We start from the raw sequence: 13,489 nt of genomic DNA, 5'->3' as shown, positions 1-13,489 counted from the left end.
GGGGGAAGCGTGTGGACTGCAAGCGCGCCATTTGCGCCGGGCGGACGGGCGCGGGCGCTTGCATCCATCCGCGCGCGATCCTAGAGGCTTGGGCCATGAAACGCACGACCGGACAGGACCGCACCAAGACCCGCAATTGGCGCCCCGCCACCCGCGCGATCCGCGGGGGAACCTGGCGCTCGGAAATGGGTGAGACCAGCGAAGCGCTGTTCCTCACCTCGGGCTATTCCTACGACGATGCCGCCACCGTTGCCGCCCGCTTCATGGGCGAGGACGACGGCATGACCTATTCGCGCCTCCAGAACCCGACGGTGCAGATGCTCGAAGAGCGCATCGCTCTGCTTGAAGGGGCCGAGGCGTGCCGCACGCAGGCATCGGGCATGGCGGCGATGACCGCGGCGCTGCTTTGCCAGCTTTCGGCGGGCGATCACATGGTTTCCGCGCGCGCCGCCTTCGGTTCGTGCCGCTGGCTGGGCGACAGCCTGCTGCCGCGCTTCGGCGTGGACGTAACGGTGGTGGACGCCACCGACCTTTCCGCGTGGGAAGCGGCGATCCGCCCCAACACTAAGGTGTTCTTCTTCGAAACCCCGGCGAACCCGACGATGGACGTCGCCGACCTTGCCGCTATTGCCGAAATCGCCAAGGCGCACGGCATCACCACCGTGGTCGACAATGCCTTCTGCAGCCCGGCGCTCCAGCGCCCCCTGGAATTCGGCATCGACGTGGTCGCCTATTCGGCCACCAAGCTGATGGACGGGCAGGGTCGAGTCCTGGCCGGTGCCGTCTGCGGCAGCGAGGAATTCATCAACGACAAGCTGCTGCCGTTCCAGCGCAACACCGGCCCGAACCTTTCGCCGTTCAACGCCTGGGTGGTGCTGAAGGGGCTTGAGACGCTGGACCTGCGCGCCAAGAAGCAGAGCGAGAACGCGCTGAAGGTCGGCCAGTTCGTCGCCGGCCGCGTGCCGAAGATCCTGCACCCCTGGCTGGACAGCCACCCGGCTCAGGCGCTGGCGATGAAGCAGATGGACGCCTGCGGCCCGATCTTCAGCTTCGTGCTCGATGGGGGCCGCGCGCAGGCGCACGCGCTGCTGGACGCGCTGGAGCTGATCGATATCTCCAACAACATCGGCGACTCGCGTTCGCTGATGTGCCATCCTGCCTCGACGACGCACCACAACATGGGGCCGGAGGCACGCGAGGCCATGGGCATTTCGGAAGGCATGCTGCGCATCAACATCGGTCTGGAAGATCCGGATGATCTGATCGCGGATCTCGATCAGGCGCTGGCCAAGGCGGGTCTCTGAACCCGCTCGGGCTCGGGACCGACGCCGGGGCACTCCTCGCGGCGATCGTCGAATCAAGTGACGATGCCATTGCCGGCAAGTCGCTCGATGGGACGATCCTGAGCTGGAACCAGGCTGCCGAGCGCATTTTCGGCTGGAGTTCGGCCGAGATCGTCGGGATGAACGTGCGCACGCTGATCCCCGAGGACCGGCAGGCCGAGGAAGACGCGATCATCGCCAGCATCACGCGGGGCGAGCGCGTGCCCACGTTCGAGACCGTGCGGAAGCGGAAGGACGGCAGCGCCATCGACGTTGCCGTCACCGTCTCGCCGGTGCTCGACAGTGAAGGGCGGGTGGTCGCCGCCAGCAAGATCGCGCGCGACATCAGCCTCAAGAAGGAAACGCAGCGCCGGCTGGAAGAGAGCGAGGCGCGGCTGAGCCTGCTGGCGGACAACATGTCGCAACTCGCGTGGATCGCCGGGCGCGACGGCCGGGTCGTCTGGCGCAACAAACGCTGGTTCGATTATACCGGCACCACGCCCGAGGAGATGGAGGCCAGCGGCCGCCAGACGGTGCAGCATCCCGACTACAGCGAGGCGGTCAATGCCCGGTTCCGCGATCATCTCGCCTCGGGCGAAGACTGGGAGGATACTTTCCCGCTGCGCAGCGCGAACGGCGAATGGCGCTGGTTCCTCTCGCGCGCGACGCCGATCCGCGACGAAGCGCGGAGCATCCTCTATTGGTTCGGCACCAATACCGACGTGACCGAGATGCGCGATGCGGAGCAGCGCATCGAGCTGCTGTTGCAGGAGGTCAATCATCGCAGCAAGAACATGCTGTCGATCATCCAGTCGCTTGCGCGCCGGACGGACAAGAACCGGCCGGACTTCATCGAACGGCTGGAGCAGCGCATCCGCAGCCTTGCCGCCAGTCAGGACCTTCTGGTGCGCCGCGCGTGGTCGAGCATTCCGGTGCGCGAGATGATCGATACCCAGTTGCAGACGCTGGTGGATTCGCACGTGCAAGTGCGCCTGGACGGGCCGGAAGTCCTGCTCTCCCCCGGCGCGGCAGAGGCGCTGGCCATGGCTATCCACGAGATGGGCACCAATGCGCTCAAGTATGGTGCGCTTTCGGTGCCGGATGGCCGTGTCGCGATCGAATGGTCGGTCGAACCGGCGCCGGATGGCGAAGCGCCCGGTTTCCGCATCGCCTGGCGCGAGCAGGGCGGCCCGCCGGTGTCGGCCCCGACACGCCCGGGATTCGGCACGCGGATCATCGTCGACGTGCCGCGCGTGAAGCTCAATGCGCAAGTGGAGACCGTTTACGATCCTTCCGGCTTTGCGTGGTACCTCGCATGCCCCGTCTCGGCGATTCTGTGATCCACTGATAATTTTCCAGCGATTTGCGGGAGCAAGGCATTGGGTCTAAGAGTTGTCCATAAGTCGTTAGCCGGTTAGGTTGGCTGCATCATGAAGCAACTCTTCCAGCATACCGCCATCACCGAGGGTGTGACTGTCCGCGTCGCGGTGAACTTTCTGCCCGAACAGTCCCGCATCGAAGCGGGCAAGTGGTTCTGGGTCTACCACATCCGCATCGAGAACGATTCGGACGATTCGCTTCAGCTTCTCACGCGTCACTGGCGGATTACCGACGCCAATGGAGATGTGAATCTGGTCGAAGGCGAGGGCGTGGTGGGTGAGCAGCCGCTGATCCGGCCCGGTCGCAGCCATGACTATGTCTCGGGATGTCCGCTGACGACGCCGCAGGGCTCGATGGAAGGCTACTATACCTTCGTGCGCAGCGACGGCACCGAGCTGGAGGCCCAGATTCCGTTCTTCCCGCTCGCCGCGCCCGCGAAGGTCGGCTGAACCTCGACTTCGCCCCATCTACTTCCCCGTTGCCGCAGCAACGCCAAGCGCTTAGGGAAGCGCCATGAAGCGCACGCACCTGCCTCTCAATGCCTTGCGCGTCTTTGATGCCGCGGCCCGCCACCTCTCCTTCACGCGCGCGGCAGACGAACTGGCGGTGACGCCGGCAGCAGTCGGCCAGCAGATCCGCGCGCTGGAGGACTTGCTTGGGGTCGTGCTGTTCCGCCGCACCAGCAAGGGTCTGGAACTGACCGACGAGGCCGGTGCCGGTCTCGCCGCGCTGCGCACCGGATTCCTGCATTTCGAGGACGCGGTGCAGGCCATGCAGGCCAGCCAGTCCAGCCATGTGTACACCATTGCCGCCCCGCGCGAGTTCTTCGCCGCCTGGCTGGCGCCGCGCCTTGCCGCGTTCCGGGCCGCGAATCCGGAAGTGCGCTATGTGCTCGTCGATGGCGAACTGACCGATTTTACCGAGGCCAATCTCGATCTGGCGGTGCGCTGGAGCGAGGGGCCGGGGGACCTTGAAGGCATCACGCTCGGCGCGCCCGAATGGGTCGAGCTGGGCGAGGGCGACTGGATGGGCTGGCCGGGCGATCCCACGCCCGAGGGCCACGAAGGCGCTGATGAGGAAGAGGCCAAGCCGGCCATCCTGCTGGCCGATGCGGGACAGGCGGTTGCCGCCGCGACATCCGGCCTTGGCCGCGTGCGCGTGCCGGCACTGCTGACTGAGGGACTTCCTGCCGGCACCAGTGTCAAAGTCGGCGCCGCCACATCCTGCCGCCGCGCTTACTGGCTGGTGGCTCCGCTTCCGCAGTGGCGCCAGAAGAAGGTCAAGGCGCTGGTCGCCGCGCTGACCGCCTGACGCGTCCTTTCGCAAGGGTTATGGCGGGACACAGGGGCGCGTGATAGCCTCCGGCGTGCACCACGCTGGAGACTGCCATGTCCTTGAGCGAAGTCCCCCCGGAAAATCACAATTCCCGCTGCCGCACGTCGCGGCGTGACATCATCGGCGCCGTGGCCGCGCTCGCGGCGGCGCCGGCAATCGGCTTGGTTGCTGGGCCTGTCCGGGCGGCGGAGGCACCCTCCGGCGCCGCGCCAACTGAGACGATTACGCCCGATCAGGCGCTCAAGGAGATCATGGACGGCAATGCCCGCTTCATCGCGGGCGCGCCCACCGCGCATACCAAGGACCTTGCGATCATCAAGGCGCGAGCGGCCGAGGGGCAGTGGCCGATCGTCGGCGTGCTGTCCTGCGCGGATTCGCGGGTGCCGGTGGAAATGGTTTTCGATGAGCCCATCGGCCGCCTTTTCGTGACGCGCGTCGCGGGCAACATCACCACGCCGGAAATCATCGCCAGCCTCGAATACGGGATAGCCGTGCTGGGCATAAAGGCCGTGGTGGTGATGGGCCATTCGAACTGCGGGGCGATCAAGGCGGCGATGGAGAACCCCGAGGTTCCGGGGCAGATCAGCGCCTTGTTCCCGGCGATCCTGCCCGCCGTCTACATGAGCGGCAGTGATGATCCGATGGTCGTCACCCGCCAGAATGCCGTGATCCATGCAGCGACGCTGATTAATTCGTCGCCCGTGGTCGAGGCCAAAGTGAAGGCAGGCGAACTCAAGGTGGTGCCAGCCGTCTACGACGTTGCGACCGGAAAAGTGGAAATGCTGCCGATCCCGCCGGCCATGCGGACCAAGTCGAAGTAGGCGCGGCAGATAGACTGGGGCCCGGCATCAACCGAGCCCCAGCTCGCATCGTCAGATGCCGAGATCCTCGATCGGACCGTCGAAGTTGCCGCCCAGCTTGTGGATCGCCGTGGCGAGCTTTTCCTGCGGCACGCCCTTGAGGTAGCCGTCGATGATCCGCTGATAGTTGCTGATCATGCCTTCCACCTCATGCGAGAGGCGCATGAACTCGAACCCGCTGGCGTGCAGGCCCTTCTGCTGGATCGGGATGTTCGAATAGTCCTGCCGCGGAATCGGCGGGAAATCCGGGCTGTTGTAAGGCAGCACCACCGGCTCCATGACCGTTTCGAAGTCGGTGTCTTCGGGCATGTAGGTCAGCGACCAGATCTCGAAGAAGCAGCTTTCCGGACCTGTCGGACGGATGCGGTAGGCCGACATCGAGGTGAAGTAGGGCAGCAGGAAGTAGTGCGGGAAGAGGAACTCTACCGCCTTCACCGGATGCGTCTGCGATACTGCGCAGAGGTCCGGAACCGGCTCGCCGCGCGCCTGCAACTGGGCCGAGATCTGGTGCATGACGATGCCCAGCCAGTGGAACATCGCCATGTTCTGGTCTTCGGGCAGCCCTTCCTCGACACCGATCAGGCCGCGCGCAATTTCCACTTCCTTCTCGTGGACCATGCCCGCCATGCCCTCGCTCAGGAGCGCCATGGACTTGACCTGCAGCTCCTGATTCTCGCGATAGGAGAGGTGCGGTTCGGCCATGATCGGCACCGGACCGCGCGGACTGCGGTACATCGAATCGTACATCATCGGCGCGGCGTGTTGCAGCTGCGGGTGCGTCTGCATCACGTGGTAGCCTTCCATGAAGGCCTCCATCGCGACTTTCCAGTTGGCCGGGAGTTCGGCGCCGTAGCACCATTCCGCGCGCATCTTGTCGAGCCCGCGCGCTTCGAGATTGCCGGCAATCGGGCCGAGCGAATCGCGGACCGACGGCGCGTCATCGTCATGGTTGATCCACACGCAGCCGATGAAAGTCTCGGCGCGGCAGGGGATCAGGTTGATGTCGTCTTCCTGAAGCTGACGCTCGGAGAAGAGGTGCTTGCCGTAGACCTGGGTGGATTCGCCATCCATGTTCCAGCGCCAGCCGTGGAACGGGCAGACGAAGCCGGACTTGGCGCAGTTGCCGTGCGAATGGCCGGTGCCGCCCGCAAAGGGCACGCCGCGATGGCGGCAGGCATTGTGGAAAGCCTTGATGCCGCTGGCCGTGCGCACGATGATGACGGACTTGCCGACATTCTCGTACTCGATCCAGTCACCCACTTCGGGGATCTGCTCTTCACGGCAGGCCATCTGCCAGACGTGCGGCCACAAGTGGTCCAGCTCTGCCTGATAGAAATCGGCATCGTAGTAGCGCTTGACCGGGATCCGTTCGGGATCTTCGATCGGGTAGGGGACGGCTCTCAGGCCGCCGTCTGTAGATTTCAGCACTCCGACACCTCTCGGATTGTTCTTCATTCGTGTTGAACGAATGTACAACCCTGTGCGAGGCAGGCAATGGCCGGACGCGCAAGGCGCATCGCAGACGCGCTAAGTGGCGCATGAAGGCATGCGCCGGGCGTCCTTGGCACTCACTTGCGCAGCGGATCGAGCGCCGAAGCTCTCCTGACCGGGGCTGCGGGCCTGCCCGGCGACGTGCCGTCCATCGCCATCAGAGCGGCAATGCGCTTTTCGGTCGCCGGGTGGGTCGAGAACAGGTCGGAAACGCCGGTGGGCACGATATAGAGCTGAGCGGCGGCCGGATTGCGCTCCGAGGCGAAGCTGGGAATCGCTTGCGCCGGGCCTGCGATCTTGGCGAGCGCAGAGGCCAGCGCGCGCGGGTTGCCGCTGATTTCCGCGCTGGCGCGATCGGCGCTGAACTCGCGGGTACGGCTGATCGCCATCTGCACGATCATCGCCGCGAAAGGCGCCATGACCATCGCGGCGATGGCGATCAACGGATTGGGCCGGTTTTCACTGTTGCCCCCGAGATGCCCGCCGAAGAACATGCCGAAGTTGGCGATCATCGAGATCGCGCCGGCAATCGTCGCCACCATGGTCATGGTCAGCGTGTCGCGATTCTTCACGTGGCCCAGTTCGTGCGCCATCACTGCTGCCACTTCATCGCGGGTGAGCATATTGAGCAGGCCCGTCGTGGCCGCCACGGCGGCGTGATCGGGATTGCGGCCGGTGGCAAAGGCGTTCGGATTGGCGCTGTCGATCAGATAGACGCGCGGCATCGGCAGTTGCGCCCGGCGCGCGAGGTCGGCGACGATGCCGTAGAACTCGGGCGCGGAGCGGGCATCTACCTCGCGCGCGTTGTGCATCTTGAGCACGATGGTGTCGGCGTTCCAGAAGGTGAACAGGTTCATGCCTGCCGCTGCGATCAGCGCGATCATCGCACCGCCGCCGCCGCCGAACACATAGCCCAGCCCCATCAGCAGCGCCGTCAACGCCGCTAGCAGCATGGCCGTCTTGATACCGTTCACTTTCTTCGAACTCCTTGTGATTGCAGTCCCGAATCTAGATAGCGGGCGGCTGCTTTCAATATCCGGAACGGCCCGATCCGGATCGGGCGGCCCATCGCCTGCGCGAATTGCTCGATCCCGTGCGTGATCGGGTGTCCCCAAGCGCGCCAATCCCCCCTAGGACCGCCCCAAAGAGCTATTTGGGAGTTGAGTGGAATGGCGTTCAAGACACGCGTCACCGAGATGCTCGGTATCGAGCACCCGATCGTGCAGGGCGGCATGCAGGGCGTGGGACTGGCCGAACTGGCCAGCGCGGTCTCCAATGCAGGCGGGCTCGGCACGCTGACCGCGTTGACCCAGCCGAGCCCGAAGGCGCTGCGCGAGGAAATCGAGCGCTGCCGGTCGATGACCGACAAGCCTTTCGCCGTGAACATCACCGTGTTCCCCACGCTGCTCCCGCCCGACTACAAGGCCTATGCCCAGGCGGCGATCGACGGCGGCGTGAAGATCATCGAGACGGCCGGCACCCAGCAAGTGCGCGAGATCTGGGAGATGGTGAAGCCGCACGGGATCACCGTGCTCCACAAGTGCACTGCCGTGCGCCATGCGCTTTCGGCCGAGAAGCACGGCTGCGACATCATCTCGATCGATGGTTTCGAATGCGCCGGTCATCCGGGCGAGGACGATATTCCCGGCCTGATCCTGATCCCCACGGCGGCGGACAAGGTGAAGATCCCGATGCTGGCGAGTGGCGGCTTCGGTGACGGTCGCGGCCTTGCCGCCGCGCTGGCGCTGGGGGCCGAGGGCATCAACATGGGCACGCGTTTCTGCGCCACGCAGGAAGCACCGATCCATGACAATGTGAAGGCCAAGTACATCGAGAACGACGAGCGCGGCACCAACCTGATCTTCCGCAAGTTCAAGAACACCGCGCGCGTGGGCAAGAACGACGTGTCGGACGAAGTGGTCGAGATCTCGGCCCGCCCCGAAGCGACTTTCGACGACATCAAGCACCTTGTCGCGGGCGCCGTGGGCCGCGAACTGCTCCAGACCGGCGATCTCACCAGGGGGATCTTCTGGGCGGGCATGGTGCAGGGCCTCATCCACGACCTGCCGACCTGCAAGGAACTGATCGACAGGATCGTTGCCGATGCAGAGGAAATCGTCAAAGGCCGTCTCGGGAAGATGCTGGTCTAAAACAATACGGGCCTGAACGGAGCGCCGAACGTCATGACTTACGAGAAAGTCCTCTACAGCCTTGAGAACGGCGTCGCCCGGATCGCGATGAACGATCCGGCCACGCGCAACGCGGGTTCCGCGCAGATGGGCGAGGAACTGTTCCACGCGGTGACCCGCGCCTCGTTCGAGGCGCGCGCGGTGGTGCTGACGGGCGAGGGCAAGGCCTTCTGTTCGGGCGCCAACCTTGGCGATGCGGCGGACATGCTGGCCGATCCGCGCCGCGATGTCGGCACTTTGCTCGACCGCCACTTCAACCCGGTGATCGTGGCCATGCGCGACATGGCGCAGCCGGTGGTGACCGCCGTGCGCGGCGCGGCGGCGGGCGTGGGTGCCGGGCTCGCGATGGCGGGCGACCTGATCCTCTGCGCCGAAAGCGGGTTCTTCCTTCAGGCGTTCCGCCATGTCGGCCTGGTGCCCGACGGCGGTTCCTCGTGGCTGCTGACCCGCGCCGTGGGGCGCGTGCGGGCGATGGAGATGATGCTGCTGGGCGAGCGGCTTCCGGCGGCAAAGGCGCTGGAGTGGGGCCTCGTCAATCGCGTGGTGCCCGACGAGGATCTCGATGCCGCCGCGATGGCTCTGGCAGGCGAACTGGCGCAGGGACCGTGGTCGCTGCGGCGTATCAAGCAGGTGGCCTGGGCGGCGACCGACTGCACGCTGGAACAGGCTCTTACCAATGAGCGCCTTGGCCAGCGCGATGCCTCGCGGACCGAGGATTTCGTGGAAGGCGTGACCGCGTTTTCCGAAAAGCGCAGCCCGGTGTTCAAGGGCCGCTGACCGCAAGGTTACACCGGGGTTTACACAGTTTACACTGTCCAGAGGAAAAGCCGTCACCTTGTGGCGGAAGCTGTCACCTTGCGGGGCGAAGTGTAACCTTGCGCGCCCTGCAAGGCCAAGCGGGGCGTGCAACAAAGAGGACGGGGCGGCAGGCATCGCCGGCAACATAACGCGGGCGGCGGTGTGTAGGAAAACGCCTTCCCGTCGTTGACGGCGGGGCGGATAAAATAAGGCGGGCAGGGCGGCCACCGGGCAACCTGCGGGTTTCTCCCGATTTCGGGCAGCGATCTGGCGCGGATAGTTTGGCAGGTCTGGATAGTCCTGCGCATTCCGCGTCGGATATGCGTGCCGCAAGGTCCCTGCCATGCTCGACCTCGAAACCCTGTTCCGTCATGGTCCGCCGCGCCGAACGGCGCGCTTCGCGCGCGTCGCTCTGCCACCCTTTTCAACCCCGGTGCCGCGCGTTGCGCTGGTGCTGGTATTGGGCTGGCTGCCGCTCATTCTCATGACTCTCGCCACTCAGCCGCGCTTGCTGTCCGATCTGGGGTGGGACATCGCGGTCCATGCCCGCAGCGCCGTCGCGGCGCCGCTGCTGGTGGTGGCCTATGCCTCCTGCGGCAGGCGGCTCGGCCTGATTGCGGGAAATTTCGCGCACGCCGGCCTTCTGGACGAGAAGGGGCGGGAAGACCTTCGGACCGAGCTGGCGATCAGCCACAGATTGCTCGATTCGCGCGTTGTCGAGGGGATCACAATCCTGCTCGCCGTAGTCATGGCGACGGCGACGTTCCGGGGCATGACGGGCTCCCCGAATATGGCGGCCTGGGCTTTGCAGGACGGCCGCCAGGGCACGCTTTCGATGGCCGGGGCGTGGCAGTTCGCCGTGAGTCTGCCGCTGCTGCTGACGCTCATGCTCGGCTGGCTGTGGCGGATCGCGATCTGGGCCCGGTTGCTCATGCGCATTTCCCGGTTCGATCTCAATCTGATTGCATCGCATCCCGACCAATGCGGCGGCCTCGGCTTTCTTGGCCAATCACTGCGGGCCTTTGCCGCTTTCGGCATGGCGCTGGGTGCGATTGCGGCCGGGCGGCTGGCGCATGAGCATCTGGCGGGGAAGTCGAATTCGTTCAACGACGGGCTTCTGGCCGGCGGCAGCGTCGTCGTCGTGGCGATCCTGTGCGTCGGGCCGCTTTGTGCGTTTTCCGGCCGCATGATGGACACATGGCGCCGGGGCTCGATGGTCTATGGCGCGCTGGCGATGCGGCTGGGCACGAAGCTGGAGGCAGCATGGCTGGAGCCGCTTCTGCCGGTTCGGCCGGGGGCGGCCGATGACGTTCGGGCCAAGGAAGCGCAGCCCGGCGGCGACGATGCCGGAGAGCCTCAGGAGATCCTCAGCGCGCCGGATTTCTCGGCAGCGGCGGATCTCTACACGGTGGTCGCGAGCGTCCAGTCGATGCAGTTCATTCCGGTTGATACGCGCAGTGTCATCATGCTGGCGCTCGCGACGCTGCTACCATTCGTCGCGGCGCTTTTCCTGACCATGCCTTTCGATCTGGTCCTGCAAACGCTCAAGAGTCTGCTGATGTGAGATAGTCGGGGCGCGCCGCGTAAAATCGATTTGGCACGCGGAAGCGCAGAGAGGCGGATTGCCCCACCGCTTCTCCGCGCGAACCAATTCAGCGCACCCCGTTGCATGGGATGCGAAGATGGCGTGACGACGGCCTTTTCAGCCGCCGAAGACAGCCTTGTTCAGATCGCCCCGGCTTCGCGCAATTTCGCCAGTTGCTCCTCGCCGATACCGATTTCGGCCAGCACTTCGGCGGTGTGTTCGCCCAGCATCGGCGGGGCCATGCGGATCGTTGCCGGGCTCTCCGACATCTTCGCAAGCGGGCTGGCGATCAGGTCGACCGAGCCGCTTTCGGCATAGGCATGCGGCGTGGTCGCGCGCAGTTCGCGGTGCTTGACCTGCTCGTCCTCCCACACGTCGGCCAGTTCGTTGTAACGCGCGGCGGGGATGCCGACGCCGTCCAGCATCTCCTGCATCCGGTTGACCGTGAAGCCTTCGCTCCATGTGTTGATGATGTCCATCAGCTCGGCACGGTTGGTCTTGCCGCGCTTGAGGTTGCTGTCGAAGCGCGGGTCGGTGAACAGTTCGGGCTGCTCCATCAGCACGGTCAGGCGGCGATAATGTTCGTCGGTCCCGGCGGTCAGGTAGATGATGCCGTCGCAGCAGCGCATGAGATCAGCCGGGCCGCCGCCGTTGCCGCCGTTGCCGAGGCGGGGAGGGGCCTGACCGCTGATCAGGTAATCCTGCATGATGTGGCTAACCATCGCCACTGAACTGTCGAGCAGGGCAATGTCGATGAACTGCCCCTCGCCGGTGCGGTTGCGATATTGCAGCGCGCCGAGGATGGCGATCGCGGTGTTGTGGCCGGTCACGAAGTCGACAAGGCTCGGGCCGGTCTTGAGCGGGCCGCTGCCGGGCTGGCCTTCGGGAATGCCGGTGACGGCCATCATGCCGCCGGTGGCCTGAAACAGCCCGTCATAGCCGGGGCGCGCCGCCATCGGGCCGGTCTGGCCGAAGCCGGTGACCGAACAGTAGATCAGGCGCGGATTGATCGCCTTCAGGCTCTCGTAATCGAGGCCGAAGCGCGCGAGATCGCCGACTTTGTAGTTCTCGATCAGCACGTCGGCGGACTTGATCAGTTCGCGCAGGATCTCCTGCCCCTCGGGCTTCGAGTGGTTGAGCGTGATCGAGCGCTTGTTGCGGTTGGATACGGTGAAGAAGCTGGAATGGCGGGTCTCGATCCCGTCCTTGCCCGGCACCCACGAGAAACCGTAGCCGCGCCCGTCGTCGCCCACGCCGGGGCGCTCGATCTTGATGACGTCGGCGCCAAGGTCGCCCAGAATCTGTGCGCCGACCGGGGCGGCGAAGACGCGGCTCATGTCGATGACGCGGATGCCGTCTAGTGCGGCTTTCGAGGTGCTGTTGTTCGTGCTCATGATGGTGCGACGCTAGCCCCGGCCTCGGGAGCGGCCAAGGCGAGGGGAGGCGCTTATCGCAGCGACGATCAAGCATCGCTGCCCGCGCAGTCAGGCTTTATCCGGGGCCCCGAACGCGCTTAGCCGGGCGGGAACGACGAACACGAGAGGAATGCGATGAAAACGGCGATCATCACCGGCGCGGGCAGCGGCATCGGGCTCGAAACCGCGAAGATCCTCCATGCCGAAGGCTTCGCCATCGTCGGCGTCGGCCGTAGCAAGGACAAGCTGGCGACGCTGGAGGCGGCAATCGGTAACCCCGACCATGTGCTGGCGATCTCGGCCGACCTGACCGACCCGGCCGCGCCGGGGCAGATCGTGAAGGCCACGCTCGACCGCTTCGGCCGCATCGACGCGCTGGTCAACAATGCCGGCGTCGGCAGCCCCAAGCCGCTCGACGAGACCGATGATGAGACGCTGGACGATTTCCTCGACATCATGCTGGTCGCCCCGTTCCGGCTCTGCCGCGACGTGATCCCGCACCTTTCGCAGGGCGCCAGCGTGGTCAATGTGACCAGCACATTCGCGCATATCGGCGGCCGTCGCGGCGGTGCCTATTCGGCGGCGAAGGGCGGCCTGAAGTCGCTGACCGAGCACATGGCCTGCGAATATGGCCCGCGCGGCATCCGTTCGAACTGCGTGGCGCCGGGCGTGACGATGACCGACATGGTGCGCCACCGCTTCGAGGACGAAGGCTTCAAGCGCGCCAATGTCGAGACCACGCCTTATCCGCGCCTTGCTCTGCCCGAGGATATCGCTTCGGTGATCGCGTTCCTCTGCCTGCCGGGCAGCGAGATGATCAATGGCCAGTCGATCGTGGTCGATGGCGGCTGGACGGCGACCAAGTACCTCAGCCCGCGCGTCACGCGCACCACGTGGGTGGAGCCGGAGCAGGGCTGAATGCGGGTATAGGGGTAGGCGCTAAATCAGCAACCTACCCCTATACCCGCCATCCCCGCGAAGGCGGGGATCCCGCTTGTTCTTTTTTTGGCACGCAGAGACCAGAGGCGCAGAGAGGACGGTGGCTTGCTGCACGGTTTCTCTGCGCCTCTGGTCTCTGCGTGAAACAAGCAAAGCGGGGCCCCCGCCTTCGCGG

General features: G+C 65.4%; 12 protein-coding genes. 9 read left to right on the top strand and 3 right to left on the bottom strand.

Translation table 11 applies throughout. The features are described 5' to 3' along the window. Positions 1–95 precede the first annotated feature (95 nt). The 5 genes from AC1VVK_RS04340 (at position 96) to AC1VVK_RS04320 (ending at position 4,858) form a co-directional block, all read left to right on the top strand. Positions 96–1,304 carry a trans-sulfuration enzyme family protein gene (locus tag AC1VVK_RS04340; RefSeq protein WP_132391875.1) on the top strand — a complete coding sequence of 403 codons (1,209 nt, stop codon included), beginning with the start codon at positions 96–98 and terminating at the stop codon, positions 1,302–1,304. Next, on the top strand, positions 1,301–2,662 hold the full coding sequence (locus AC1VVK_RS04335) for a PAS domain S-box protein (RefSeq protein ID WP_482905113.1): 1,362 nt from the start codon (positions 1,301–1,303) through the stop codon (positions 2,660–2,662). Before AC1VVK_RS04340 ends, AC1VVK_RS04335 begins: the two co-directional genes overlap by 4 nt. A 90-nt stretch (positions 2,663–2,752) precedes the next feature. After that, positions 2,753–3,151 (top strand): Co2+/Mg2+ efflux protein ApaG, encoded by a 399-nt coding sequence (gene apaG, locus AC1VVK_RS04330; RefSeq protein WP_132391871.1) that lies wholly within the window; start codon positions 2,753–2,755, stop codon positions 3,149–3,151. A 64-nt stretch (positions 3,152–3,215) separates the two neighbouring features. Further along, positions 3,216–4,013, top strand: a complete 798-nt coding sequence (locus AC1VVK_RS04325) for a LysR family transcriptional regulator (RefSeq protein ID WP_482904517.1) — start codon at positions 3,216–3,218, stop codon at positions 4,011–4,013. An 83-nt stretch (positions 4,014–4,096) separates the two neighbouring features. Then, entirely contained in the window at positions 4,097–4,858 is a 762-nt protein-coding gene (locus tag AC1VVK_RS04320) for a carbonic anhydrase (RefSeq protein WP_482904516.1), read from the top strand. 51 nt (positions 4,859–4,909) lie between these two features. On the opposite strand, the gene AC1VVK_RS04315 is transcribed toward AC1VVK_RS04320, so the two are convergent. Beyond that, a complete protein-coding gene (locus AC1VVK_RS04315; protein WP_482904515.1) occupies positions 4,910–6,325 on the bottom strand; it encodes an aromatic ring-hydroxylating oxygenase subunit alpha in 1,416 nt (471 codons plus the stop codon). Between the two features lie 140 nt (positions 6,326–6,465). Further along, positions 6,466–7,362: a zinc metalloprotease HtpX gene (gene htpX / locus AC1VVK_RS04310; RefSeq protein WP_482904514.1), complete on the bottom strand. Its 897-nt coding sequence runs from the start codon at positions 7,360–7,362 to the stop codon at positions 6,466–6,468. Positions 7,363–7,557: 195 nt separating this feature from the next. Here htpX and AC1VVK_RS04305 point away from each other — a divergent pair, with 195 nt between their 5' ends. From AC1VVK_RS04305 to AC1VVK_RS04295, 3 genes are all read left to right on the top strand, one after another. Further along, positions 7,558–8,538 carry an NAD(P)H-dependent flavin oxidoreductase gene (locus AC1VVK_RS04305; RefSeq protein ID WP_482904513.1) on the top strand — a complete coding sequence of 327 codons (981 nt, stop codon included), beginning with the start codon at positions 7,558–7,560 and terminating at the stop codon, positions 8,536–8,538. Positions 8,539–8,571: 33 nt separating this feature from the next. Continuing rightward, the gene (locus tag AC1VVK_RS04300; protein ID WP_132391861.1) at positions 8,572–9,354 is read left to right on the top strand and encodes an enoyl-CoA hydratase-related protein; all 783 of its coding nucleotides are present in this window, start codon (positions 8,572–8,574) and stop codon (positions 9,352–9,354) included. A gap of 364 nt (positions 9,355–9,718) precedes the next feature. Next, entirely contained in the window at positions 9,719–10,939 is a 1,221-nt protein-coding gene (locus AC1VVK_RS04295; RefSeq protein ID WP_482904512.1) for a hypothetical protein, read from the top strand. 161 nt (positions 10,940–11,100) lie between these two features. On the opposite strand, the gene AC1VVK_RS04290 is transcribed toward AC1VVK_RS04295, so the two are convergent. Then, a complete protein-coding gene (locus AC1VVK_RS04290) occupies positions 11,101–12,354 on the bottom strand; it encodes a CaiB/BaiF CoA transferase family protein (protein WP_482904511.1) in 1,254 nt (417 codons plus the stop codon). 156 nt (positions 12,355–12,510) lie between these two features. Here AC1VVK_RS04290 and AC1VVK_RS04285 point away from each other — a divergent pair, with 156 nt between their 5' ends. Then, a complete protein-coding gene (locus AC1VVK_RS04285) occupies positions 12,511–13,293 on the top strand; it encodes an SDR family NAD(P)-dependent oxidoreductase (protein WP_482904510.1) in 783 nt (260 codons plus the stop codon). Positions 13,294–13,489 lie beyond the last annotated feature (196 nt).

The organism is Novosphingobium sp. BL-S-32, from assembly GCF_056857055.1.
This window is presented reverse-complemented; position numbering and strand designations above follow the sequence as displayed.

What these genes read in the sequence shown, in the direction of transcription:
- AC1VVK_RS04340 (WP_132391875.1), top strand. Translation starts at nt 96, where the DNA reads ATGAAACGCACGACCGGACAGGACCGCACCAAGACCCGCAATTGGCGC.
- apaG (WP_132391871.1), top strand. Translation starts at nt 2,753, where the DNA reads ATGAAGCAACTCTTCCAGCATACCGCCATCACCGAGGGTGTGACTGTC.
- AC1VVK_RS04325 (WP_482904517.1), top strand. Translation starts at nt 3,216, where the DNA reads ATGAAGCGCACGCACCTGCCTCTCAATGCCTTGCGCGTCTTTGATGCC.
- AC1VVK_RS04305 (WP_482904513.1), top strand. Translation starts at nt 7,558, where the DNA reads ATGGCGTTCAAGACACGCGTCACCGAGATGCTCGGTATCGAGCACCCG.
- AC1VVK_RS04300 (WP_132391861.1), top strand. Translation starts at nt 8,572, where the DNA reads ATGACTTACGAGAAAGTCCTCTACAGCCTTGAGAACGGCGTCGCCCGG.
- AC1VVK_RS04295 (WP_482904512.1), top strand. Translation starts at nt 9,719, where the DNA reads ATGCTCGACCTCGAAACCCTGTTCCGTCATGGTCCGCCGCGCCGAACG.
- AC1VVK_RS04290 (WP_482904511.1), bottom strand. Translation starts at nt 12,354, where the DNA reads ATGAGCACGAACAACAGCACCTCGAAAGCCGCACTAGACGGCATCCGC.
- AC1VVK_RS04285 (WP_482904510.1), top strand. Translation starts at nt 12,511, where the DNA reads ATGAAAACGGCGATCATCACCGGCGCGGGCAGCGGCATCGGGCTCGAA.